General features: G+C 42.0%; 19 protein-coding genes and 2 riboswitches. Of the genes, 3 read left to right on the forward strand and 16 right to left on the reverse strand.

What is annotated here, in order from left to right; translation table 11 throughout:
• Positions 1-87: 87 nt before the first annotated feature.
• The 9 genes from fabG to G6R02_RS15665 form a co-directional block, all read right to left on the reverse strand.
• Positions 88-831, reverse strand: a complete 744-nt coding sequence (fabG, locus tag G6R02_RS15625; protein WP_164670159.1) for a 3-oxoacyl-ACP reductase FabG — start codon at positions 829-831, stop codon at positions 88-90.
• Positions 824-1,735, reverse strand: coding sequence for an intracellular short-chain-length polyhydroxyalkanoate depolymerase (gene phaZ, locus G6R02_RS15630; protein WP_164670160.1), 912 nt, complete (start codon positions 1,733-1,735; stop codon positions 824-826). Before phaZ ends, fabG begins: the two co-directional genes overlap by 8 nt.
• 1 nt (position 1,736) lies before the next feature.
• Positions 1,737-2,762, reverse strand: coding sequence for a 3-oxoacyl-ACP synthase (locus G6R02_RS15635; protein WP_164670161.1), 1,026 nt, complete (start codon positions 2,760-2,762; stop codon positions 1,737-1,739).
• Between the two features lie 12 nt (positions 2,763-2,774).
• Complete coding sequence (locus G6R02_RS15640) at positions 2,775-3,755, reverse strand: branched-chain amino acid ABC transporter permease (RefSeq protein ID WP_164670162.1); 981 nt, start codon at positions 3,753-3,755, stop codon at positions 2,775-2,777.
• 8 nt (positions 3,756-3,763) lie between these two features.
• A complete protein-coding gene (locus G6R02_RS15645) occupies positions 3,764-4,624 on the reverse strand; it encodes a branched-chain amino acid ABC transporter permease (protein WP_164670163.1) in 861 nt (286 codons plus the stop codon).
• Between the two features lie 11 nt (positions 4,625-4,635).
• The gene (locus G6R02_RS15650; protein WP_164670164.1) at positions 4,636-5,343 is read right to left on the reverse strand and encodes an ABC transporter ATP-binding protein; all 708 of its coding nucleotides are present in this window, start codon (positions 5,341-5,343) and stop codon (positions 4,636-4,638) included.
• On the reverse strand, positions 5,327-6,094 hold the full coding sequence (locus G6R02_RS15655) for an ABC transporter ATP-binding protein (protein ID WP_164670165.1): 768 nt from the start codon (positions 6,092-6,094) through the stop codon (positions 5,327-5,329). The genes G6R02_RS15650 and G6R02_RS15655 overlap by 17 nt, the downstream gene beginning before the upstream one ends.
• Before the next feature lie 211 nt (positions 6,095-6,305).
• On the reverse strand, positions 6,306-7,532 hold the full coding sequence (locus G6R02_RS15660) for a substrate-binding domain-containing protein (RefSeq protein WP_164670166.1): 1,227 nt from the start codon (positions 7,530-7,532) through the stop codon (positions 6,306-6,308).
• 220 nt (positions 7,533-7,752) lie between these two features.
• Complete coding sequence (locus G6R02_RS15665) at positions 7,753-10,986, reverse strand: AfsR/SARP family transcriptional regulator (RefSeq protein ID WP_164670167.1); 3,234 nt, start codon at positions 10,984-10,986, stop codon at positions 7,753-7,755.
• Between the two features lie 143 nt (positions 10,987-11,129).
• On the opposite strand from G6R02_RS15665, the gene G6R02_RS15670 reads away from it, so the two are divergent.
• Together G6R02_RS15670 and msrA are read left to right on the forward strand one after the other, a co-directional pair.
• Positions 11,130-12,686 carry a hypothetical protein gene (locus G6R02_RS15670; RefSeq protein WP_164670168.1) on the forward strand — a complete coding sequence of 519 codons (1,557 nt, stop codon included), beginning with the start codon at positions 11,130-11,132 and terminating at the stop codon, positions 12,684-12,686.
• A gap of 114 nt (positions 12,687-12,800) precedes the next feature.
• Positions 12,801-13,331, forward strand: coding sequence for a peptide-methionine (S)-S-oxide reductase MsrA (msrA, locus tag G6R02_RS15675; RefSeq protein ID WP_164670169.1), 531 nt, complete (start codon positions 12,801-12,803; stop codon positions 13,329-13,331).
• A gap of 96 nt (positions 13,332-13,427) precedes the next feature.
• Here msrA and G6R02_RS15680 read toward each other — a convergent pair whose 3' ends face one another.
• The 5 genes from G6R02_RS15680 to G6R02_RS15700 all read right to left on the reverse strand — a co-directional run bounded on the left by G6R02_RS15680 (position 13,428) and on the right by G6R02_RS15700 (position 18,510).
• On the reverse strand, positions 13,428-14,528 hold the full coding sequence (locus G6R02_RS15680) for a GerAB/ArcD/ProY family transporter (RefSeq protein ID WP_164670170.1): 1,101 nt from the start codon (positions 14,526-14,528) through the stop codon (positions 13,428-13,430).
• Positions 14,529-14,544: 16 nt separating this feature from the next.
• Entirely contained in the window at positions 14,545-14,760 is a 216-nt protein-coding gene (locus tag G6R02_RS15685) for a hypothetical protein (RefSeq protein ID WP_164670171.1), read from the reverse strand.
• Between the two features lie 8 nt (positions 14,761-14,768).
• Positions 14,769-16,061, reverse strand: a complete 1,293-nt coding sequence (locus tag G6R02_RS15690) for a Ger(x)C family spore germination protein (RefSeq protein WP_164670172.1) — start codon at positions 16,059-16,061, stop codon at positions 14,769-14,771.
• Entirely contained in the window at positions 16,048-17,619 is a 1,572-nt protein-coding gene (locus G6R02_RS15695) for a spore germination protein (protein WP_164670173.1), read from the reverse strand. The genes G6R02_RS15690 and G6R02_RS15695 overlap by 14 nt, the downstream gene beginning before the upstream one ends.
• A gap of 195 nt (positions 17,620-17,814) precedes the next feature.
• On the reverse strand, positions 17,815-18,510 hold the full coding sequence (locus tag G6R02_RS15700; RefSeq protein ID WP_164670174.1) for an ABC transporter ATP-binding protein: 696 nt from the start codon (positions 18,508-18,510) through the stop codon (positions 17,815-17,817).
• 159 nt (positions 18,511-18,669) lie between these two features.
• Between G6R02_RS15700 and G6R02_RS15705 the strand changes: the two genes are divergently transcribed.
• Entirely contained in the window at positions 18,670-19,830 is a 1,161-nt protein-coding gene (locus G6R02_RS15705) for an MFS transporter (RefSeq protein WP_246202587.1), read from the forward strand.
• Between the two features lie 401 nt (positions 19,831-20,231).
• Here the strand turns inward: G6R02_RS15705 and G6R02_RS15710 are convergent, their stop codons facing one another.
• Both G6R02_RS15710 and guaA read right to left on the reverse strand, forming a co-directional pair.
• Entirely contained in the window at positions 20,232-21,566 is a 1,335-nt protein-coding gene (locus G6R02_RS15710; protein WP_164670175.1) for an NCS2 family permease, read from the reverse strand.
• Positions 21,567-21,673: 107 nt separating this feature from the next.
• Positions 21,674-21,774: riboswitch (purine riboswitch) on the reverse strand.
• Positions 21,775-21,851: 77 nt separating this feature from the next.
• Complete coding sequence (gene guaA, locus G6R02_RS15715; RefSeq protein WP_164670176.1) at positions 21,852-23,387, reverse strand: glutamine-hydrolyzing GMP synthase; 1,536 nt, start codon at positions 23,385-23,387, stop codon at positions 21,852-21,854.
• 285 nt (positions 23,388-23,672) lie between these two features.
• Positions 23,673-23,774, reverse strand: a riboswitch (purine riboswitch).
• Between the last annotated feature and the right edge of the window lie 14 nt (positions 23,775-23,788).

Genomic DNA, 23,788 nt, shown 5'->3' on the forward strand with positions numbered 1-23,788 from the left:
TTCGAAAATAAGGAAAAATATGTCCGCATCAAAAAAACGCCTGAATAAGATTTCAAGCGTCTTTCCAATTTCCAGCACTAATAGACACTACATCATTATCCCGCCATCAACATGCAGCACATGGCCGTTCACATAATCGGCTTCGTCGGAGGATAAAAACAAATAGGCGTTTGCAATGTCCTCGGGCCTGCCCAGCCGCCCCATCGGAACTTGTGCTTTCATTTTATCAATCACTTTGTCCGGCACTCCGGCTACCATTCCCGTTTCGGTAAATCCGGGTGCTACGGCATTCACGTTTATCCCTTTACGGGCGAGCTCTTTGGCCCATGTTTTTGTCATACCGATAATTCCTGATTTCGCTGCTGCGTAATTGGTTTGTCCCATGTTTCCATAAGTGCCGGAAACAGAAGATGTGTTAACGATTTTCCCTTTGCCTTGGGCGATCATGGATGGCAGTACCGCCTGCGTACAATGGAAGACACCTGTCAGGTTAACATCGATGACCTGCTGGAACTGCTCTGGTGTCATTTTTGACAGCATCGCATCTCTGGTGATTCCGGCATTATTAACTAATATATCTATCTTGCCATAAGCTGATAAGACTTTTTCCACCATTGCATCCACACTGCTGCGGTCGGCCACATTAACCTGAACGAAGGTGCATGTCACATCCTCTGCCAGCAATTCATTTTCACGTTTTATCCCCGTTTCTTCATCAAAGTCAGCGATAACAACTTTTGCTCCTTCGCTGGCAAATGTGCGGGCAGCCTGTAAGCCGATTCCATTGGCTGCGCCTGTGATTATCGCTGTTTTATCTTGTAATCTATTCATTTACTGATGTCCTTTCTTTGAAAAAACTTTCCATTGTTTCCAGCAGTCCCTCCAAATCATCTACAAGCGGGGAATGACCGCATCCAGTCAATTCTTTATAAACTGCTTTGTCACCATAATCCTCGATAAGTTCATCGGTCATTTCCTTGGTAACGACCAAATCCTCGTCGCCCCTGGTAATCATGATCGGAATCTCTATCTTGCCAATTTTTCCATTTCCTTCCGTCAGCCCATTATGGACATGACTAATGTTGAAGATATTCAGTACATGATACGTCTCGGCCAGATTTCGCTGCGTTGTCATATCCTCCAAATATTTTTCGTATCTGTTAGAGTCCGGCTTATCTTTCCGATAGATGAGCATATCCCATGTTTGTCGCAATAGATCATAGTTTTTTGCATCGTACGCCCCTTGTACCAGTTGAGTCTTGCCATCCTGCTTAACCGCTTCGAATGTTTCCAGGCGATTGGCGGGATCCGGCATTCCATCGGCTCCAGTAGCATAATATGCATATCCACGTGAAGACCCGGATGCCAGCAAAAACAAGCGATTCGCATACCCCTGATAATCAGCACAAAACTGCTGCGCAACGGCTCCGCCTAGTGACCAGCCCACGATGGCAAAATCACGAACGCCTATTTCATCACACAGTAACTTCAAGTCATCCGAAAAGTCTTTAATCGTTTCAATCGGCTGGTTATACGAAGACTCGCCAAACCCGCGCAAATCCACTGCAAACACTTTATAGTCAGCGCTCAAGCTTTCGATTACCAGATCCCAATGAACCGACGATGTCATATTTCCATGTACAAGCAATACGTTTTCCTTGCCACCCTCACGTTCACGGTAAGCCAGCTCTTCACCATTTGACAACTGCACTTTTTTCAAAAAAACTTCTGACATATTAAAGCTCCTCCCTTTGTTTTCCCCACTGAATAACGTTTGCTCCCCAGGCATAGCCAATTCCCGCAGAAACGAGAACAACAATATCCCCATCTTTAAGCAGCTCGCGCTCTTCAGCAAGTTGCAGTGATATAATCTGATCCATTTGACCAATATGACCATAGTCTTCCAGATAGATAGATTTGTTGTGATCAACCCCGAGCTGGTCCAATACATATGTATGTGCCGAACGCTTCATATGAAGCATCGCAACATAGTCAATGTCTTCTTTCGTGTAACCACTTTTGGACAAAGCCCTTTCGATGCAGAAAATAAAATTGTTCATCGATTTTTGTTCCAGCCGTTTTTTCATACCTGGCGGGTCAAGCACATCCAGTTGATAGAGTCCTGCATCAAGCGTTTCATGCGTAAGCGGATTTTTCGTACCACCCGTTGTCACAACCACATCTTCGGAAAAAGAACCATCTGTAATAATGTGGGTTGCAAGCAGTTGATTTTCCGTATGACCTTTATGCAAGATCATTGCCCCACCGCCGGCACCAAGATTGAACATGAAACGGGTCCGGGGGTTTTGATAGTTGATAAAATCAACGTTACGGTAACCGCCTGCCAGCAGCACGGTCCGAATCTCATCATCAGCGGTCATCATATCTTTTGCCATTTTCAGCGCCGCAATCGTCGTCCCGCACCGTAATGCTGTGTCGAACGCCCAGGCGTTTACGGCGCCAATTTCATGCTGCAGTTTGATACCGGCAGTCCATAACGGATATTCCTTATGTTCCTCGCCGATATAGATTACGAGATCAATCGTTTCAGGGTTCATGTTAGCTTTTGACAGTGCTTCTTTTGCCGCTTTCACGCCCATGTCACACGTGTGGTCCGCTTCACCAGGAATCGGCTTTTGGTTGATTCCCATCTTTTGTTCAACAACTTCAATTGGAAGTCCGGACCGTTCAGCCAGTTCCTTCGAAGACATTTTTTGCTCCGGAATATAGATACCTGTACTTACTATACCAATTGGCTCCATCGTCTGCACACCTCACTTTTTCGGCATTCCGTTATTGAACCGATTCCTAAACTTAGTCTGCAGTGTTCCGACAATTCCTTGCGGGAAGAAAATAACGACCAGGATATAAACGGTTCCATATAAAATAATCCAGCGTTCAAAAATCCAGTGCACGTCAGCCAAATCGGACAGCCAGTGGTGGGCAAACTCAACCAGACCGGCTCCTATCAGCGGACCGACAAGTGTGCCGACACCTCCAATGATTGTCATTAATAACGCATCAAGCGTAACGTCCACTGCAAACACACTGGTATCGATAAACCGTAATGAGAGTACATATAAGACACCGGCCAAACTTGCAATTACCCCCGCAATCACACTGACAATCACTTTATAATGCAATACCTGAAAACCTAGTGACTCTGTCCTGTTTTCATTTTCCCGTATCGCTACAAGCACTTTACCCATCGGTGATTTCGTGAACCGCCTGAGGCCAAAAAAGAACACCAGAAGCGACACAAGACAGATAACATACATCGTTCCGGAATCACGGAGGAAATCAGGCAACAGGAATGTGAATCCTTCGCCGCCACCAGTCAAACTGGTCCACTTCTCAGCAGCCACCAGGAACAGGCCAGCCAATGCCAATGTCAGCATCGCATAAAAGTGACTTTTCAGCCGCAATGTCAATATCCCGGCAATAAAACTGACGATCGCGGCAAAAATAACAGCTATTAAAACTCCTGCCAGTAACGATAGCAATGTTGAATCATTATGATCCATTACAATTGCTGCTGAATATGCGCCAATTCCAAAAAACATTGCATGACCGAATGAAATAATGCCTGTGTAGCCCAACAGCAAATCATAACTCATTGCAAAAATACCGAAGATAAAGATTTGCATAATCAAAAACAAAACACTGCGCCCGGTGAAGATGAATGGAACGATAAATAACAGTACTGCAATGGCCAGATAGATCCAGGTACTCTTTTCGATATTTCGTATATTCATAGTTTAGCTCACCCCTTCACCTTAAATAGCCCTTGTGGCCTGAAAATAAGTACAATGGCCATCAGTAACATATTTACCGCAAGTGACAATGCCGGCACATAGTATGCCATAAACGCTTGTGTTAAACCTACCAGCAGCGCAGCAAATAATGACCCCTTGAAACTGCCCATACCACCTATAACCACAACAATAAATGCCAAGATTGCAAACTCCAGACCCATTTCCGCATAAATAACACCCGAATATGGCGCCATCAGCATTCCACTCAAAGCAGCCATCGCCGCTCCGACCATAAATACAGCCATGAACACGAACTGTATGTTAATGCCAAGTGACTGTACCATCTCCTTGTTCATTACACCTGCCCTGACAATCAATCCGATTCGGGTCCGTTTTAAAATCCACGATGTAATTGCGAAAACCAGAATACCAACAGCAATAATAAATAACCGGTATTTAATTAAAATGACGTCACCAACCATGAAACTGCCATCAAGAAACGCTGGCGGCTGTGCCGATTTCTGCTCTGGTCCAAAAACAACTTTGATTAATTCAGCAAGTACAAGCATGAGACCAAGTGTAATCAAAATCTGCTGGATATGGTTTCCGTACACAGGTCTGATAATCAGAAATTCCGTTATTGCACCAAGAATTAGTCCTGTAACAATAGCCGCAACAATTCCCAGCAGGAAACTGTCTGTCAGAGTATATACCCATACACCACTGAATGCGCCCCAGACAAATAACCCTCCATGTGCAAAATTAAGAACGTCCATCAGTCCAAAAATAAGTGTAAGCCCAGCTGCAAGGAGGAAAATAATCATACCTGTTGCGAGTCCGTTTATTGTCAAACTGAATAATAAGTCCATCCCTTTCCCCCCTACGCAATACCTAAGTATTTTTTCATAAGTGCTTTATCATTTTTCAATTCATCCATCTGACCGTTATGAACGGTCTGTCCGTCATCAATAATATAAAAGCGGTCACCAATTTTACTTGCCATCATGAAGTTTTGTTCAACCAGTAAAATCGTAGTACGTTCCTTCATCTGCTGGATGGATTCCATAACTTTTTCTACGATGATCGGGGCAAGTCCTTTACTTGGCTCATCAATCAACAGTAATTCATTTTCATTCACATATGCCCTGGCAATGGCAAGCATCTGCTTCTGCCCTCCGCTCAGCTGGCCGCCGGGTTTCTTCCAGAATTTTTTTAAATCCGGAAATAAATCAAGTACCCATTCCATGCGTTTTGTTGTCTCTTCATCTTCTTTTTTCATGGCCACTCTCATATTTTCACCAACAGTCAGATCAGCGAATACACCCTGATCTTCAGGCACATAGCCAACGCCGCTTTTGGCAATGGAATGCGTCTTCAGCTCGCCTATTTCCTTATTTTTAAAAGAAATAGATCCGCCTGAAACCCTGTTCAGTCCCATAATTGTCCGGAGTGTCGTGGTTTTTCCTGCACCATTTCTGCCAAGAAGCACCGTTACCTCACCCTTTGGAACTTCAAATGAAATATCGTGTAAAATATGATATTGCTGTATGTATGCTGCAACCTGTTTCAGCTCAAGCAAATTGCTCATCGTACATGCCTCCCAGATATGCTGACTGAACCATTTCATTTTCAATAATCTCTTCAGGTGTCCCTTTCGCCAAAAGCTCACCATGAAATAAAACAAGTACTTCATCAGAAAGGTCCATGATCAAATCCATCTTATGCTCGATTAATACGATCGTCCGGTCACCATCAGCTTTTATGTTGTTGATGACATCGATTATTGCCGGGACTTCTTCAAGTGACATGCCGGCAGTCGGTTCATCAAGCAATAATATCTCTGTTTCCAGAGCAAGCAGCATTGCCAATTCCAACTTTCTTTTTTCACCATGTGCAAGATTAACAGCACGTAATTGTGCTTTTGATTCGAGGAAAACTTTTTTGAGAAGCTCCATTGCTTTTTCTTCAAATTGTTTATAATACTTGAAATGAGCAAGCATCTGATAGCGAACTTTAGCCTGCGATTGCACTGCTAAACGTACATTTTCGAGTACAGTCAGGTTAGGGAAAACATTCGTTATCTGAAAAGAACGTCCAATACCCATGCGGGCACGCTGTGTTGTTGTATACTTTGTTATCTCCTTATCTTTGAAAAATATCTGTCCCTCTGTCGGGGAGAGCTGGCCGCTGAGCAGGTTAAAAAAGGTTGTTTTCCCTGCACCATTCGGACCAATTATCGAGGTGAATTTTTTTTCGGGAATCTGTACAGAAATATGATCAACAGCTGTATGGCCGCCAAATGCAATTGTCAGATCTTCTGTTTCCAGTATCGCGGTCATCTTTGGTCCTCCCTGTTTATTTGATAGCGGAACATACCCTTGCCTAAGAAAAACTCGGCATTCGCCTCGTATTTTCAGAGGTCAGATGCCTAAGAAAAACTCGGCATTCGCCTCGTATTTTCAGAGGTCAGATGCCAGAAGTCGGATTGGAGGAAATCGGCGAGTAAGCCGATTTCTCCAAAATGATATAGGCAAGGGTTCTGATCCATGGTTAATCGTTTTTAATTGGTGGTGCTGTTTCTTCAGGCGATAAAACTCTGTTCAGCACCGGCACCGGATAATCGTATCCTTCTTTTTCCTCTAACGTAATCGCATATAGCGATTGCAGTGCCTGGTGATCCTCTGGACGGAATGTCATTTCACCTTTAGGGGTATCGAAACTCATTCCTTCCATCGTATCGATCAGCTTATCGGCAGTTGCATCTCCATCGGTCTTTTTAAGCGCTTCCACAATTGCGATCGCTGCACTCATGCCACCAGGTGTAAATAAATCAGGCACTTCGCCGTCGTAACGTTTCTTATGTTCTTCCACCAACCAATCGTTCACTTTGTTATCCGGCAGTGTGTGATAGTAAACAGTGAATCCTTCCATACCCACTAACGGCTTCATCGTTGATAGAGCAGCTATGTCCGGTGCACCTGTCGTAATTTTAATTCCCTGGTCCTGAACCTTCATATCAGCTATCTGGTTCCACGGTGTATTCGCACCTGCCCATACAACGAACAGATAGTCAGGATCCGCTTCGATGATTTTTTGAATGTTTGCTGTGAAGTCAGTCGCTGCAGGGTCTGCATATTCCTCATGAATGATGTCTGCACCCAGGTCTTTTGCTTCTTTTACAAATGCCGAAACACCATCACGGCCAAATGCAGAATCCGGTGCCAATGTTGCTATCTTTACTCCCTCATCTGCAATTGCCGCAGCTGCTGCCGCCGCATCCTGAGATGAGTTACGGGCTGTTCTGAAAATATAATCATTGTACTCTGAACCTGTAATACTATCAGCAACAGCCGGTTCAACAATCATGACAGTTTCATATTCTTTCGCAAGCGGAGTTACTGCCAGCGTATCCCCGGAACTGGATGACCCAACCAGGAAATCCACATTTTCATCTTCCAATAGACCTAATGCTTTTTGCCGGGCAACTTTTGGATCTGTTTCGGTATCCTCAAAAACTACTTCCAGTTTTTTACCTGCTACTTCCATTGTTCCGTCAGTAGCATAGTCAAGACCAAGCTCAAATCCCCTTTGCGTTTGCTGTCCATATGCTTCCAATGCACCAGTCAATGATGCAAGTACACCGATTTTTATCGTTTCCTTGCTATCACCACTATCGCCGCTTTCGCCGGATGCGTCTCCTTCATCACCACAGGCAGTCGCGATTGCAGTAAACAGTACCAAAGCAAAAATCAGTCCGATTATTCGTCCTGCTTTCATTCCTTATTTCCCCCTTTAAATTTAATCATTACTTCTTACCGTGATGATAAAGAAGAGTAGTTACAGGGAAGTTACAAATTGCAACGTCGGGTGTTGCTATGAACTTGAGCCGATGTTTTCCTGTGGGCTGATGTCGCTGCCCTTCTGCCGATGTTCCTTATCTCGAGCCGATATTTTATAAAAAATTCCCCTGATTCATGTGTAATCAAGGGAGTCTTCTTCAATATGCTTTTAACTCTTCCGATTCGATGATCATGTCATACATTTCCCGTGTTGGTTCCATCGGTTCAATTCCCAGTTCTTCATCTAAAACAGCAGCACATTTTTCGTACCACTTTATCGCCTGTGGACGGTTATTATTTTGATAGTAGCTGTACATTAGCAGCCGGTATGCCTCTTCCCATGTATTGTCGATTGCTAATATCTTTTCACACCAGTCGACACATACGTTGAATTCCTGCAGTCGTACTGCTACCTGAGCCATTTTTTCGGCGCCCCGCAGATAGATTAATTGCAGACGTTCCCGCTCAGCCAGGCACCAGTCGCCGAAACGAATATCAGAAAGGTAATCTCCGTGATAAAGTGTCAGTGTTTTCTCCAGCAATTCCTTTGCATGCTTCGGATTGCGCGCTTTAATCCCGCTTGATACCCCTTTTTCAAATAGGATGCTGTCGAGTTTATATCCAGAATCTGGGTTCAAGCCATATGCACTGTCTTTTCGTCTGATAAAAAACGATTCCTCACGCGGCTTACGGTTAGGTTCCAATGCTTTCATCAATGCATTGAGGGTAACCTTGAATGATTTATTGGCACTTTTCTCATCCTGGTCCGGCCACAGTGTGTGGAAAATCTCTGTTTTGGTTATGAGCTTATCCCGATTGGTGATAAATAACTCAAAAAGTTCCTTTGCCTTGCCGCGTTGCCAGTCGCCTGTTTCCAACTGCTTATTTCCGAGCCATACCTTTAAGTGACCGAGTGTCTGGATTGTTAATGTATAACCCGGATGACTTTTAATCGTTTTATCCAAGCCAAGTTCATGTAACATCCGGGAAATGAATGTCGGCTCCATATCTAGCTGCTTTGCCTTCAACAGCATTGGTGCAATATTTTGAACATCCGTCGGTCCGAATGTCGTCCTTTTTTTAAGGAAAAAATCATAGGATTCGGTTTGCAGTTCCTTCAGAAAAGCACTCATTTCCTGCCTGAATCCTTCGTCATCTTCCTGCATAAAAGAAATGTAGGCAATCCAGAAGCGGCTGACAATCAGCCCATACCGATCACCACATGAACTGAATTCCTCATAAACTTCTTTCATCACCTTTGATGCTTCCGTAAACTGATTGTTGTATATTTCAGCGACACCGAGACATATCTTTATGATTGCGCTCAGCCAGCGGTCGTTAACCTTTTTAGTTTCGTACAGACCTTTTTTAGCCATTTCAACTGCTTGTTCGTAGTGCTGTTTTTTTCCATAAAGGATTGCCAGACCCATATACGGTTCAGCTTTGCCGCGTGAGACATTTATTTTTTCCATAATATCAAGGGCAGTCTCATAACAATCAATTGCTAAATCGCTTTCATAATTGTCAAGCAACTGAACGGCATGCCCCATTCGCATCCATCCGCAGGCTTCGACGAACGGGGACTGTATACTTAATCCTAATTGAATCCCGTCACTTGCCAATTTTTTACTCGATTCTGCGTTGCCCATAAACGCTTCAATAATTGATAAAAGAATATCGGTTTCCCGATGTGATTGCGGCAGATGTTTCGTTGTTTTTGCGACTTGTTTTCGCTGAATCAGGATTTCTCTTGCTTTGGAAAGCCGGCCGGTCCGAAGATAAATCCGTGCCTGCAGGTTTCCTTCCTCAAGCGGCAGATTTAATTCCTTTGCCCGGTCAAACCACGCCTCTGCTTTGATTGCCTGTCCGGCATTTATCAGGTTTTCAGCCATTAGCTGATACAATCGTGCCATCTCTTCTTTTGTTGCGTTTGACTTTTCCCGCATATGGATTGCCTGATTGACATAACGTTCCGCTTTATCAGGCTGTATCGTGTCCAGGTAAATACGTGCTTTGCCTTCCAATGCAAGTCCGGCTATATAGTAATCATCGTTACCGCGTTCAAGGATTTTTTCATAATTCTTTTCCGCCTTCGCATAGGATGACCGGTATCGTTCGATTTCTCCCTGATAAAAATAGAGTATTAAATCTTTATCTTTATATTCCATCGGCAGCTCAGTCAATATTTCGTATAAATGCTGCAGCCGTCCGATTCTTAGCAGTTCGGACCCCTGCTGTTGAAGAATGCGGGCAATTGCGCCAAATGCCTCTACTTTCCGGTAATGGTATAAAGCTGTTTCCATATGGAATATTTTTTGATAGTAATGGGCAGCCCTTGTATGTAAATCGGTATATTCTCTCGGGTAATTTTTTTGCAGCTGATTTTCCAGAAAAGCCTTGAATAAAGCATGATACCTGTAATGGTCACCTTCACCGTCGACAATGAACAGATTTTGCTCAACCAGTCCGGCAAGAATTTCTTCTGAACCATTAATCTTTAAAACGTCATCGCAAATGTCTGGCGTTAACACGTCGATAATACTGGATTGCAATAAAAACTGCTGAATGATCATCGATTGTTTGGAAAGCACTTCCGACGCTAGATAATCAAAGAGATCCTGTAATGAGCGCTGGCGGTTTTCCAAAATAACATCGATTGAAGTATCCGATTGAATGTGCTGAACAAACATGCTGAATGCAATGGCCCATCCTTCTGTCAGGTCATGTATTTTCTTCAGGTCATCCTGCGCCAGATCGAGCTGATACATATCTCCCAATACATGATGCATTTCTTCTGATGTCAAAATTAAATCATTTTGAGGGATATCAAGCAGTTCCCCTTTTACCTTTAATTTCGGTATAATATCCCATTTTGGTTTATTCCGGCTCGACAGGATAATATGCAAATTGTCAGGCATATACTCAAGCAATTGTTTTATCCATTGTTCAATCTCATTCGAATTCCGGACATGGTGAAAATCATCCAATATGAATACAATTTTTTTGTTCAATTCAATAATTTCGTTAATAAAAGATGACGTCAGATAACCTATCTGTTCGGTACTGAGATAATTATCCAACACCTCCAGCTCATCCAGGATGGTCTTTCCAAATGCAGGATATTTCAACTTAACAGCGTGAGTCAGTTTATTTATAAAGGGCAGAATATCATCATCATTCCGGGAAATTGAATACCAGCATGCATCCTGATTCACATGATGCACATACGATGCCAATGCAGTACTCTTCCCGTAACCTGCACCTGCATGAAGCAGTGTCAGCGGATACTTGGCTGCATTCATCAGCTTTCGATTCAATTTGGCACGATGAACAAAACGATCCTTCATTGGCGGTGGACTGAGTTGGCTTTGAATGATCGGTATTTTCCCCATATGAATACCCTCTTTCAAAAATTTCAATCTTCTTTTAGTTTAACATATGACAGACCAGACAAAATAATTTGTTTCATTATAGACAAAAATCAGACGAATTGTGGTATGATATTTTACAGAAACTTACAGACAAGGGGATCATAATGAAAAAACATTTATTTTGGATTTTACCTTCCATTATAATTGCCGCTGGAATAATCAATGTTTTTTATCAAAACATTACGAATGTCGCAGAACCACCGGCAGCAAACTGGAGCAGAGCATTACATATCGGAACGACAACAGTGGATAACAAGCTTCCTGTCCAGGTAACGGAAGATGGAACTATTAATATTCAAACTTATGAAGACGAACAGCTTCGGATCAAGACGCTGACTAAGGACTTTGAGACAATTGAAGAGAAGTCATATGATATTCCATATGATAAATGGACACAGGTGTATTTGCAGGGTGATACACTGATTTATCATGACTATAATCACATCTATGATCAGGAAGGCAACATCATTGTTTCGGATGCAAGCCGGTTCTATCCATTAAAAGACACCATTCTTTATATCAAAGAAAACGCTTTGTACGAGCTGGCACCTGCAGATAATAGCACACAAAAATTGATGGATCTTGAAAAAGGAATCGAGGATATCATACCTTACCAGGGAGAACAGGGCCTTTATTTTATGACGGAAAACTCCCTCAATAATGAAGTGGAATTAAATGTCTACAACGTTAATTCAACGGATGTTGAGTATATCCACCAGGAACAATTCACGCTGGACTTTGGACAAGTAGTCAACCATATTGATTTTGTCATTAATGGCGAAAACCTGGCATTTACCCTTGAAACAGAGCAGAAACAATCACAGGGAGCACCAGTTTTTTATACGTATTTTAAGGAAACAGCCATTGGTGGCAGTGAGGGGACTCCATTACAACAACTGGAATTTGATGATCCAGTCGGCGATGGAAGTCTAAGTGAAGTTGCCGGAATTTCCGTCAAATACCAAGATGGCAAGCCGCATTTTCTTTTTAGGGCGAGTGGAAATTCACAAACACAATTTAAAGGCAGAAGTGCGTTTAACATATACGCAGCAACCATGTCAGACAGTGGACATATCGACGTATCTCGGAAAAGCAATACTCCTGAAATATCCTCAAAACCGCAATGGTTAAATGACGAGACGGTTGCATGGCTTGACATGGAAGGTGATGAAAATGTAATCTATGTTTCTTCCGGAAATCCGGAAATTATTGATAAAGCCTCATCACTGACGCAGGATGACTGGATTCGCGCACTAGGCAAAACCCTCGGGATGTTATCAGTAATTGCGGTCACCATTTCGATTTCGAGTATCTGGTTCGTTTGGCCGGTATTGTTCATTGTCGTTGTATACTTTTTGAGAGGAAGGATTGTAGAGGAAGACCCGGCATGGCTCTTTTACACCGGGATAGGCATCTACATGCTGGCAGTATTTTTCTTCAAAGAGTATATATTTGTGCCGTCTGTCTATGCCAATGCACCAAGTTATCTGACGTTTAATGGAAGCAGTATTGTTTATATCCTGCTGTTTGCCGTCATTGCGTTCATCGCAGCACAATCAACGAAGAAAACAAGGGGCTGGCAGGCTTCAGGAAGGATTGCCTGCTTTGCCGGAGCACATATTTTAATGGTATTGTCAGTATTTGGACCGTATTTTATTTAGTTGGAAGCTGCCTGCACATTGCAGGCAGCTTTTTCAGTACGAAGTGTTTCGTTACGATTCCTTGATTGTGTTATAGTTAATTCAATAGTTTATGTACAACTGGAGGAAACAGACATGACAAACGAGCTGAAAAAAGCCACATTTGCCGGTGGGTGTTTCTGGTGTATGGTCAAACCATTTGATCAATGGGACGGTGTACATCAGGTTGTGTCAGGTTACACGGGCGGCAATAAGGAAAACCCGACATATGAAGAAGTTAAAACCGGAACTACAGGACACTATGAATCAGTCGAAATAACATATGTTCCAAGTGTTATATCATATAAAGAAATCCTGGATTTATACTGGCGGCAAATTGACCCGACAGATGACGGCGGGCAGTTTCATGACCGCGGGGATTCTTATCGTACAGCCATTTTTTACCATGATGATGAACAAAAGCAACTGGCTGAAGAATCAAAGAGACAGCTTGAAGCGAGCGGTAAGTTTTCCAAGCCGATTGTTACGAAGATTTTAGAGGGGTCCACCTTTTACCCTGCTGAGGAATATCACCAGGATTTTTATAAAAAGAATAAAGAATATTATAAAGAGGACCGCGCCAAATCCGGGCGTGACGAGTTTATTAGAGAAGTTTGGGAAGAGTAGATGTTTTCTGCTCTTTTTTTATGGAAATGAATTCTGTTATCAAAAACTCTTAGATCCCAACTATATAGCGAAACTTTTTTCAATTATTAAGATCTATCAAGAAATATTCTTTTTTGCATTCCTGAAAAATACAATCGAGACTAAAAGCAGTCCAACTGGAATTATAGCCCCCATCAAAATATTAAGAGGTACATAGGATTCAAAAAGAAATGCATTCAATTCCGCATAATTATTGGCGAAAAGAATAGCACCTATTCCAATCAACCAGGCTAATGGAATGACTAAAGGTTGATATGTATTTAACTTAAAGGCTTGGGCCAGCCCTAAACTTAACCCGTAAAAAAACAGTGAGATTCGAATCATTAATCCGACCGTCCAAAGAATTACAGCAATGGAATCAAATCGATTGATGACTTCTCCGGCTTCAATATAGCGGACTTCTGAAAAAGTTGGAAAGGCCATGCTCGAAGCCTGCTCGGCACCGAATAAGGCGACCGGCCCCGTAATAGGACCAAGAAAGAAGATTAAGGTAACCACCGCTACCCCAACTCCAGTTTTAACCAGCTTTTTCGGCCTTTGAACATAGGGAAGAATCATACCCATAATCACAAATTCACCAAACCAGCCCATCACTGATAGCGAACCGACAGTAACAGGCATTATCCCATCCCCCATGATCGGCAATAAATTCGTATAATCCTTCTTTTCCCCCATCGTCAAGAAAACTACTGCCATTGCAATAAATATTAAGAAGATTAACATGATCTGGTTCAGCCGTCCTAATGTTTCCAATCCTTGATATACAATAAATGACGTAAGAAGCAGAATAATTGTAACAAATGCCCACATCGGCGTCTCACCCATGATTCTCTCATACACTTCTGCAAACAATCTTGTTGCCAAAACTACCATAATAAAAAAATAAATAAGATAAACTATACCAATGACTTTTCCCGGCCATAAAAAGTGTTGAAATAGAATTTCAATTAACGTTTGGCCCGGGAAATGTTGAGACAGTTTCACCAGTGCAATAATCCCGATCAGCCCTAAAATGGTACCCACAATGGCAGCAATCCAGCCGTCCTGACGACTTTGTTGGAGAACAACCGTTAACAAAATCAAATGACCAACAATCGTCAAGGATGTAATAGCTAACATGGCGGCTTGAATATTACTTATTCTGCCTTTTTCAATCATAGTTGGTACCTCCGTTTCATTTTTGCAAGGGGCTCAATGCATTTAAGAATTTGGAAATGGAAGGATCACGAATATCATAAATGGTCATCACACATAGAATAATCGTTAAACCGATAATCGCGAGCTGTACAAACAGCATTTTATGATTTTTCCCCTTCCATACAAAATAGATATGGGTTCCTGTGGTCAGAACAATCAGTACAATAAGTAGTAAACTTAATAAAATATTCATATATTACCTCACTTATTTGTTCCAGGCGGTTCTTTAAACAGTCCGTACCGTGAAATAATTGCTGAAACCCTTAAATCAATCTCCGTCTCTCTCAATAAGCCGTTTTTCCATTGAGAAGCCATTTGGTTCCACTTCTTGGGGCTTTTTTGATTAATGGCCCGCCCAAATCCAAAAATGTCTGTTTGCCATTGATTTTTCGCCTTGTTCAAAGCCATTATTGCTTCTCGCCTAACCTTTTCCTCAAATTTTTCATTTAAACGATTGAGGAATTTACTGGTTAAGTTAATATCCTTACATGTCAATTGGCCGATATCGGCTTCAACTTCAATCTGTACATTCATTTTTGGGCTCTTGCCGGATACTTGAGGGATCAGTTTTGATACAGAATTGGTTACATTCAAGCTCACGTCTCCCTCACCTTTTTTCCCGCAGTTCAGGACAACTATTCCGCTCTGAACTTCTCCTTTTATCCATAAAAAACCACGTGTTTCCTCTTCATCAAGAAACCCTCTTAATTGCCCCTTCTTAAATACAGCAGTTTCGTTCAAGTTAAGTGCTTTCGGTACATTTCCCTGATCATTACCTGACGAATTGGCTGATGTATCCCCTTCTTTATTCTTAGTTTGTTGATTTATTGTATCCTGTTTATTCCCATGTATGTCGATTTCCTGTTTTTTCTCCGCGACACTGATCACCCCAGTATAGGGGGCCGTTGTATTACTCATTAGTGCCTCAGTAAATTGGCTCATATCCTTGACCATCCCGGTCGTGGCAAGCCTGTTTGAAAGGACCAGGTCATTTATTTCCAATCCAAGCGTCAGATTCTGTTGTGGAACCGTTTTAACCAGTTCAGCTGCGGACCCCTTGGTTACGAGCAATTGAATATTTGGCCGGAAGTCAGTTTCTCTTTTAAAAAAGTCTAAAGCGGACTCCGTTCTTTCCCTTGCCGCACGTTCACCAAGTATAACCGCGTCTAAATGACCAAAGTAAAGTTTTTCTGGCACAGTGGCCGATAAGTTACTTAGTGCTTCAAAGATGCTTTTACCTGTAGTGATTACAATCAGAAATTTGTTTTCTTCATTTCCCGAAACAGCGGTTTCTGAAAAAAGGGAATATGGTTTAGCCATAACAGCTGTTACTTCAACTTCTCCGGTATCATTTTCATCAATCCCGATGACGTTGATTATAGCAAGGTTATTGATCTCCTTTGCACTCCAGCAACCTGAAAGCAACAGAATAGTAACGAGCATTGCCATCGGACGAAGAAAAGGTAACCGTTTGAACAGCCTATTTTTCCCCATTTGGATCCTCCTTACCTTCTTTTGGAGGTTTTGCAATATTATCTTCCCCTGCACGGTCAAAATTTTCGACACCCAATCCAGGTGTACGGGTCTCCATCGCCCACCATGGCGCACGAATAAATACGTCTTTCCATCCTTCTTTTCTTGCAGGAGAAACTGGAGAAAAGTAAGGAACACCAAAGGAACGTATGCTAACTAAGTGGGTTAATCCAAACATCAGCCCGACAATGATACCCATAAACCCAAAGAATCCTGCCAAAAGAAGCAGGGGGATGCTGTAAAAGCGTATAACCTGATGGAATGCATAATTTGGCAAAATAAAGGATGTCAGGGCAGTAACCATAATGACAATTGCCATTATTGGTCCGATGAAGCCCGCCTGCACTGCAGACTGAGCAATTAATACGAGCCCAAGAATGGTCACCACAACTCCGCCGAATATTTTTGGCATTCGTAATCCCGCTTCCCGAATCAGTTCATATGTCAGCAGCATAAATATTGCTTCTATCAACACAGGATATGGCAAAGCCTCACGATTGGCCGCGATACGCAGTAAGAATGGGGTCTGTAATAAGTCCTGATGAAAGGTTGCGATGGCCACAAAAAATGCCGGAAGGATTAAAATGATAAACAGACCCAATAAACGTACCCAACGAGTAACGCTTGCAAACAAAGACCCTTCATAATAGTCATCACTTGAATGAAGAAACTCAACAAACATTGCAGGGGCCGTTAAAGCAAAAGGGCTGCCATCTGTAATAACAGCCACTTTTCCATCCAACAGTCCACCACAAACCCGATCAGGACGTTCTGTACTGAATACCGTCGGAAAAGGGGATTTTGGAGAATCCTTTATCATTGATTCTAAATAGTGGCTGTCTAAAACTCCATCAATTTCAATATCAGATAAGCGCTGTTGTACTTCCTTTACAATTTCATCATTAGCAATTCCTTCCACATAAACAACGCTGACCTGTGTCTGCGTTTGTTTCCCCAGTGTCAAATTTATAACTTTTAAAGAAGGTGTTTGCAATCTTTGGCGGATTAACCGCAAGTTTGTATGGACATCTCCCGCAAATCCTTCCTTAGGTCCCTTGACGGTCCGATCCGTATCTGGTTCCTTCGCACTTCTATCTTTACAATTGTCCGAACTAAATAGAAAAACATGATCTGTTTCATCGGCTAAAAGAACGATTTGCCCTGACAAGATCTGTTTTACAATTGGTTGCAGGTCATCCAATTCTGCTACACTTCTAAAAGGGAAACGCTGATGGATAAAAGTTTTAAAAGACCACTCTGAATTTTTTTGTGTTTGATTCGCGGCATATGAATAGAGGGCTTGTTCTATCTCAAATACTTCCCGATTATTGACCATTTCAGACAAATAAACCAGACATACGGATTGGTTACCGAATTGTGCGTGATAAAAGTCGATATCGTCGCACGAATCAAATATTTCTTTCAGGATGGAAACATTCTTCTCAAGAGACGTTGACAGAGGAGTGGTTAGGATTTTAGTGTTCATTTTTTCAGTTCCCTGGTTTTTAGATTTGTTCATAAACCACACCTCCTACAAGTTATAACTTTTCACAAAAGAGGCTTTTTATACTAATATAATTTGGTTTTTCAAAAGCTTCCTTTTACCATCCTAAACATGAAAATAACCAAGAGACAGAAATTATGTCTCTTGGTTCGCAGATACGTTTCCTTCACAGAGAGTTATAGTAAATCACAACTCTATTTCAAAACAACACTATGCATGAACCCCGCTTCGTGTATCACTGATTACTTTGCCGTTTTTCATCTCAACAATCCGGTCCGCACGGGAAGCCAGTTCAGAATCATGTGTTACAAAGATTACGCCGCAGCCTTTTTCTTTATTCAGTGTTGCCAATCTGTCAAAAATAATATCACCTGTATGGGTGTCAAGATTCCCGGTAGGTTCATCAGCCAAAAGCCAGTTGGGTTCATGGACTAAGGCGCGGGCAATCGCCACACGCTGTTGCTGCCCGCCGGAAAGCTGGGATGGCAACGAATCAAATTTGTCCGTCAGCTCAACCTGTGTCAGCATCGATTCGGCACGTTCTTTTTTGTCATAGGGAACTTTTCGGGAAAACAATGGGGCCATGACATTCTCTAAGGCTGTAAGTGTTGGAAGAAGATGAAATTGCTGAAAAATAAATCCGATGTTCTCAAAACGAAAGTCGGCCAATTTTTTCTGGCTCAGTTTGTTGACAGGATTCTTTCCATAGGTAATTTCACCCGCAGTAGGCAGATCAAGCGCCCCCAGAAGACTTAACAGGGTTGACTTTCCTGAACCAGATGGGCCTACAATTGCTACAAACTCCCCTTCTTCAAACGTTAAATTGATATCATCGAGGGCGTGTGTACTGACGCCATCCCCCTGAAATTCCTTGCCAACGTTAATACACTCCATCTCATGTGCCATCGTTGAAGACTCTCCCCTTTAACCGAATTTTCATTTTAATGTATTTATTCTGACTATACCATAACCAACAACAAAATCATATTCTTTTCCAGATAAAGGTTATATTAGTTCATCTATCTATAGTATAATTACATTTTAGTAGTGTTAGGAGCGATTTTTTTGCCAAACAATGAATCAACCACGCCATTAAAAATGCTATTATTCTGCTTTCATGCAACGAATACAATAATCATCAGTTATTTACCATTATATTTGGAATTCAAAGGGTTAAATGGTACTGAAATTGGCTGGGTACTGGCAGTCGGACCATTAGCTTCGATTTTTTCACAACCGTTTTGGGGATATATGAGTGATAAGTACAAAACGGTTAAACGCGTGCTGATTATTTGTATTATCGGATTACTCATAAGCAGTGTATTATTTTTTCAAATGAATGGATTGCTTGCGATAGTACTGATGGGTGCGGTATTTTACTTCTTCACTTCACCGATTGGAGCACTCGGAGACAGTATGGCACAGCGTCGTGCAGATGTGTTAAACATATCATTCGGAACCATCCGGACATGGGGATCAATCGGCTTTGCCACTTCTACTCTTATCGTTGGCGCAATTCTTTCGGAAATTGGTGTTCAGTATATGATTTGGCCCTATTTATTTTTTGGATCAATGGCTTTGATCGTCGCGATTCGTTTAACCGACGTGAAAGTGGAGTCTGATCCGGTACAGCTCAGTGATATAAAAAAATTGATAAAGAATAAACCGTTTATTCTGTTTTTGGGTATGATTATGTTTCTGACAATTTCCCATCGGGCGAGTGACAGTTTTATTGGTTTATATATTGCCGAACTTGGCGGGAGCGAGTGGTTAATCGGCCTTGCATGGTTTGTCGGGGTTGCCAGTGAAGCTGCAATTTTTGCTACCGCCCGCTACTGGTTCAGAAAATATCATACACTTATATTTATTATTTTCGCCGGTGCTGTCTATAGTTTGCGCTGGTTCATGTATGCTGTGTTTGATGACCCCGTCTATATAATAGCCTTACAATTTTTACACGGAGTCACGTTCGGCGTGTTTTATTTGGCAGCATTTGAGTATATAAGCCGATTAATCCCGAATTTGTTGCAGTCGACCGGACATCTGGTATTTTACGCCGTCTTTTTCGGAATATCAGGGATCATCGGCTCACTTGGCGGCGGCGTATTGATCGATTCGTATGGCGGCGATACGTTATACTTTTTAATGGGATGCTGTGCCTTGGCTGGTACTATATTCCTGACGATCTATCATGTAATGCCGCATAGGGGAAAAGCCAGAGGATGAGCAGGTAAAGCGCTACAGTTCTCCAGAAGTAAAGAAGCATGCGAAATCTTTTGGAATTTCGCATGCTGTTTTTTTACTTTTATTTAATTCATTGGATTAAGAGATTATGATGATTTTCTTTACGAAATGAATCTTTATAAACCGGATGAAGGTCTTTTCGCTTGGGTTTATAACGTAATTTGATCTTCATAACCTGGATGACGGACAGTTCGATGACTTTTCCGCCCCAAATTGTCCGTCATGCCCCTTATGACGGACATTTCAACGGCTTTCTTCTTCGGTTCGGGCACTTATAACCCTGATGAAAGACCTCCCGATAGCTTTCTTCCTTCGTTCGGTCACTCATAACCTCCTAATAACAAATAAAAAAGCAGGAAGACTTATAAAAATCCCCTTTTCATCTAGCTCAAGAAAATAAAATACAAAATGAATATAACAAGTAACACATACATGACCGGATTTATTTCTTTAATACGGCCTTTTAAAATCATGGTAATCGGATAGAAAATAAAGCCGATTGCGATTCCGGTTGCGATGCTGTACGTCAATGGCATGGTAACAATGATTAAAAATGCCGGAACTGCAATCTCAAACTGATCCCAGTCAATTCCTTTTAAGGATGAGGACATTAGAACTCCGACGATAATCAGTGCCGGTGCTGTCACCTCAGCTGTTACCACACTTAATAATGGTGAGAAAAATAATGCCAACAGGAAAAATCCTGCCGTAACGATTGAAGCAAAACCAGTACGACCGCCAGCTCCAACACCCGATGTTGACTCGATATACGATGTAGTTGTGGATGTACCAACAATTGAACCAGCAACAGTTGCAGCTGAGTCGGCAAACAATGCTTTACCTGCACGCGGCAGTTTATTATCCTTCATTAATCCAGCCTGTGTTGCAACTGCGACAAGGGTTCCAGCAGTATCAAAGAAATCAACAAACAGGAAAGTTAAAATAACAACAAGCATTTCAAGTGTGAAAATATCACCAAAGTGAGCAAATGCCTGACCGAATGTCGGTGCTACGCTCGGCACCTCACCAACGATTCCGCCAAGTCCTGATGGCGGATCAATCAGATTAAATATGATTCCCGCAATAGCAGTAATAATCATTCCATAGAAAATACCGCCTTTAATGTTCAAGCTCAATAGGATAACAGATACAAAAATTCCAAATATAGCAAGCAACACTGTCGGCGAAGTCAAATCGCCTATCCCAACGAGCGTTGCATCATTACCAACGATAATTCCTGCATTTTGAAAACCGATAAATGCGATATACACGCCAATTCCGGCGCCGACTGCCAGCTTTAAATTGCCCGGAATAGCATTAATGACTTTCTCACGGAGGCCGGTCAGCGTTAAAACGATAAAAATAAGTCCGGATGCCAGTACGCCGGCCAGTGCTGTTTCCCAAGGTATTCCGTAGCCCAACACAACGGTGTAAGCAAAAAATGCGTTTAATCCCATACCAGGTGCAAGTGCAATCGGATATTTAGCAAATACCCCCATGATCAGTGTACCAACGGCTGCGGCAATCGCTGTAGCCGTAAAGACAGCTCCCTGGTCAATTCGGGTAACCCCTTCAGGCAATTCCTCAACACCTACTAATGCAAGTGTTGCCGGATTAACAAATAAAATATATGCCATTGCCAGAAATGTCGTTAACCCTGCCATAAATTCTGTTCTATAATTCGTGCCTAACTCTTCAAAGCGAAAGTATTTCTTCATGGCTGCTCCTCCTTGTTCTTTCTAAATAAAATAAAGCACTCTTAATGGTCAAGAGTGCTACTTAGCAGGAAAAAGCAATTAGAAAGAGACATAAAAATGCTCATCATCATAATTACCAGTTTCTGCGTAGTCAGACCATTTACGGCGGTCTGGTAGAAACTCTGGGCCATATTCCCGAAATTATACGCAAACTATTAAGCTGTTTACAAAAATATAATACTACCGAATTTCGACAAAGTCAACCAAAACACGAATATTTTATATTAAAATATAAATAATGTTCGCTTATTCCCATTCGATTGTTGCTGGTGGCTTACTTGTTACATCATAGACAACACGGTTAATGTGCTCGACATCGTTAACAATTCTAGTCGATATTTTTTCCAACACATCCCATGGAATCCTTGCCCAATCTGAGGTCATACCATCGATGGAAGTAACTGCCCGAATCCCGATTGTATAATCATATGTCCGGGAATCTCCCATAACGCCAACACTTCGAATATCAGGAAGCACGGTAAAGTATTGCCAAATATCCCGTTCTAATCCCGCAGCAGCGATTTCCTCACGCAAAATAGCATCGGACTCCCGAACAATCTTCAATTTCTCTTCCGTTACTTCACCGAGTACACGGATTGCCAGACCCGGTCCAGGAAACGGCTGTCGCCAAACAATTCTTTCCGGTATTCCAAGCTGCAATCCCAGTTCACGAACCTCGTCTTTAAACAACGTATTCAGCGGCTCGATTAATTCGAACTGCATATTCTCAGGAAGCCCTCCAACATTATGATGTGATTTTATCGTCTGGGCAGTCTCTGTTCCACTTTCAATAATATCGGTATAAAGCGTACCCTGTGCCAGAAAGTCAATATCTTTTAACTTTTCTGCTTCGTCATCAAACACATAAATAAACTCATTACCGATTATTTTACGCTTCTGTTCCGGATCGTCCACACCTTTCAACTTGGACAGGAACCTGTCAGCTGCATCGATTTTAATAATATTCATATTAAAATCATCCGCAAAAACAGTCATCACATCGTCCGCTTCATTTTTTCGCAATAGTCCATGATCAACAAAAATGCATGTCAGCTGATCACCGATTGCTTTATGAATAAGGGCTGCAACGACTGATGAATCGACGCCGCCACTCAAGGCACACAACACTTTTCTGTCGCCGACTTTTGCCTGAATTTTTTCGACTTCCATATCAATGAAATTTCCGATTGTCCATTCTGCATTACAACCGCATACGTCAAAAACAAACTGTTTCAACAGATGATTGCCATATTCTGAATGGCGGACTTCCGGATGGAATTGCACACCGTACAGGTTCTGACTATGATTGCTCATGGCTGCGACCGGTGTGGACGGACTTGTTGCATCGATTTGAAAAGAATCAGGAACTTCCAAAACTTTATCGCCATGACTCATCCAAACCGTTTGATTTTTTGGCGAATCCTTAAACAATATCGGATCATGCGTCAGATCAATCTTCGCTTTTCCATACTCACGATTTTTTGCTTCGGATACATTTCCGCCAAAATGCATTGCCATCAGCTGCATTCCGTAGCAAATACCGAGGATAGGGATATCCAATTCAAATATTTCTTTATCACAACGGAAGCTGTTTTCATCGTAAACACTATGCGGCCCGCCGGATAAAATAATTCCCTTTGGATTCATTTTCCTGATGACATCTGCAGTTAATTTATGGGAGTGCAATTCACTGTACACGCCATGTTCTCTAATTCGTCTTGTGATCAGCTGATTGTACTGACTGCCAAAGTCCAGCACTAAAATCATTTCATTATGTTCCATGTTCAACACCCTTCTTTATTTACCACTTTACGGTCAAAATTGCCGACGATTTAAACGGACATTTGTTCCGTTATTTTGGCCAAAATACTAGTTTTTTAGCAATTGCCGGACGTTTATTCCGTTATCCGGTTTAAAACTGCTTTAACCCATCTGTTTTCAGCAAATAGCGGAATATTTGTCCGCATACAACGCAATTCATAAGTCAGATTCGGACCAATTGTAAAAACCTGAACTTCCCCAATATGCAGATTGCATAAAGGCAGAAATCCAGGTCAAAAAACACACCTATAGAAATTCCGCCTTCATAGTCAGGGTATTTACGGTACCCCGGTAGAAACTTTCGATCCATATTATCGAGGATATACGAATGGCGTATTATTATTCGTTTAATATTATCCTAT

Origin of the sequence: Virgibacillus doumboii, from assembly GCF_902806455.1 — a bacterium.
Taxonomy (GTDB): Bacteria; Bacillota; Bacilli; order Bacillales; family Amphibacillaceae; genus Lentibacillus; species Lentibacillus doumboii.

Bases quoted from the DNA above. Each gene is read 5' to 3' on its own strand.
- fabG (WP_164670159.1), bottom strand. From the start codon at position 831: ATGAATAGATTACAAGATAAAACAGCGATAATCACAGGCGCAGCCAAT.
- phaZ (WP_164670160.1), bottom strand. From the start codon at position 1,735: ATGTCAGAAGTTTTTTTGAAAAAAGTGCAGTTGTCAAATGGTGAAGAG.
- G6R02_RS15635 (WP_164670161.1), bottom strand. From the start codon at position 2,762: ATGGAGCCAATTGGTATAGTAAGTACAGGTATCTATATTCCGGAGCAA.
- G6R02_RS15640 (WP_164670162.1), bottom strand. From the start codon at position 3,755: ATGAATATACGAAATATCGAAAAGAGTACCTGGATCTATCTGGCCATT.
- G6R02_RS15645 (WP_164670163.1), bottom strand. From the start codon at position 4,624: ATGGACTTATTATTCAGTTTGACAATAAACGGACTCGCAACAGGTATG.
- G6R02_RS15650 (WP_164670164.1), bottom strand. From the start codon at position 5,343: ATGAGCAATTTGCTTGAGCTGAAACAGGTTGCAGCATACATACAGCAA.
- G6R02_RS15655 (WP_164670165.1), bottom strand. From the start codon at position 6,094: ATGACCGCGATACTGGAAACAGAAGATCTGACAATTGCATTTGGCGGC.
- G6R02_RS15660 (WP_164670166.1), bottom strand. From the start codon at position 7,532: ATGAAAGCAGGACGAATAATCGGACTGATTTTTGCTTTGGTACTGTTT.
- G6R02_RS15665 (WP_164670167.1), bottom strand. From the start codon at position 10,986: ATGGGGAAAATACCGATCATTCAAAGCCAACTCAGTCCACCGCCAATG.
- G6R02_RS15670 (WP_164670168.1), top strand. From the start codon at position 11,130: ATGAAAAAACATTTATTTTGGATTTTACCTTCCATTATAATTGCCGCT.
- msrA (WP_164670169.1), top strand. From the start codon at position 12,801: ATGACAAACGAGCTGAAAAAAGCCACATTTGCCGGTGGGTGTTTCTGG.
- G6R02_RS15680 (WP_164670170.1), bottom strand. From the start codon at position 14,528: ATGATTGAAAAAGGCAGAATAAGTAATATTCAAGCCGCCATGTTAGCT.
- G6R02_RS15685 (WP_164670171.1), bottom strand. From the start codon at position 14,760: ATGAATATTTTATTAAGTTTACTACTTATTGTACTGATTGTTCTGACC.
- G6R02_RS15690 (WP_164670172.1), bottom strand. From the start codon at position 16,061: ATGGGGAAAAATAGGCTGTTCAAACGGTTACCTTTTCTTCGTCCGATG.
- G6R02_RS15695 (WP_164670173.1), bottom strand. From the start codon at position 17,619: ATGAACAAATCTAAAAACCAGGGAACTGAAAAAATGAACACTAAAATC.
- G6R02_RS15700 (WP_164670174.1), bottom strand. From the start codon at position 18,510: ATGGCACATGAGATGGAGTGTATTAACGTTGGCAAGGAATTTCAGGGG.
- G6R02_RS15710 (WP_164670175.1), bottom strand. From the start codon at position 21,566: ATGAAGAAATACTTTCGCTTTGAAGAGTTAGGCACGAATTATAGAACA.
- guaA (WP_164670176.1), bottom strand. From the start codon at position 23,387: ATGGAACATAATGAAATGATTTTAGTGCTGGACTTTGGCAGTCAGTAC.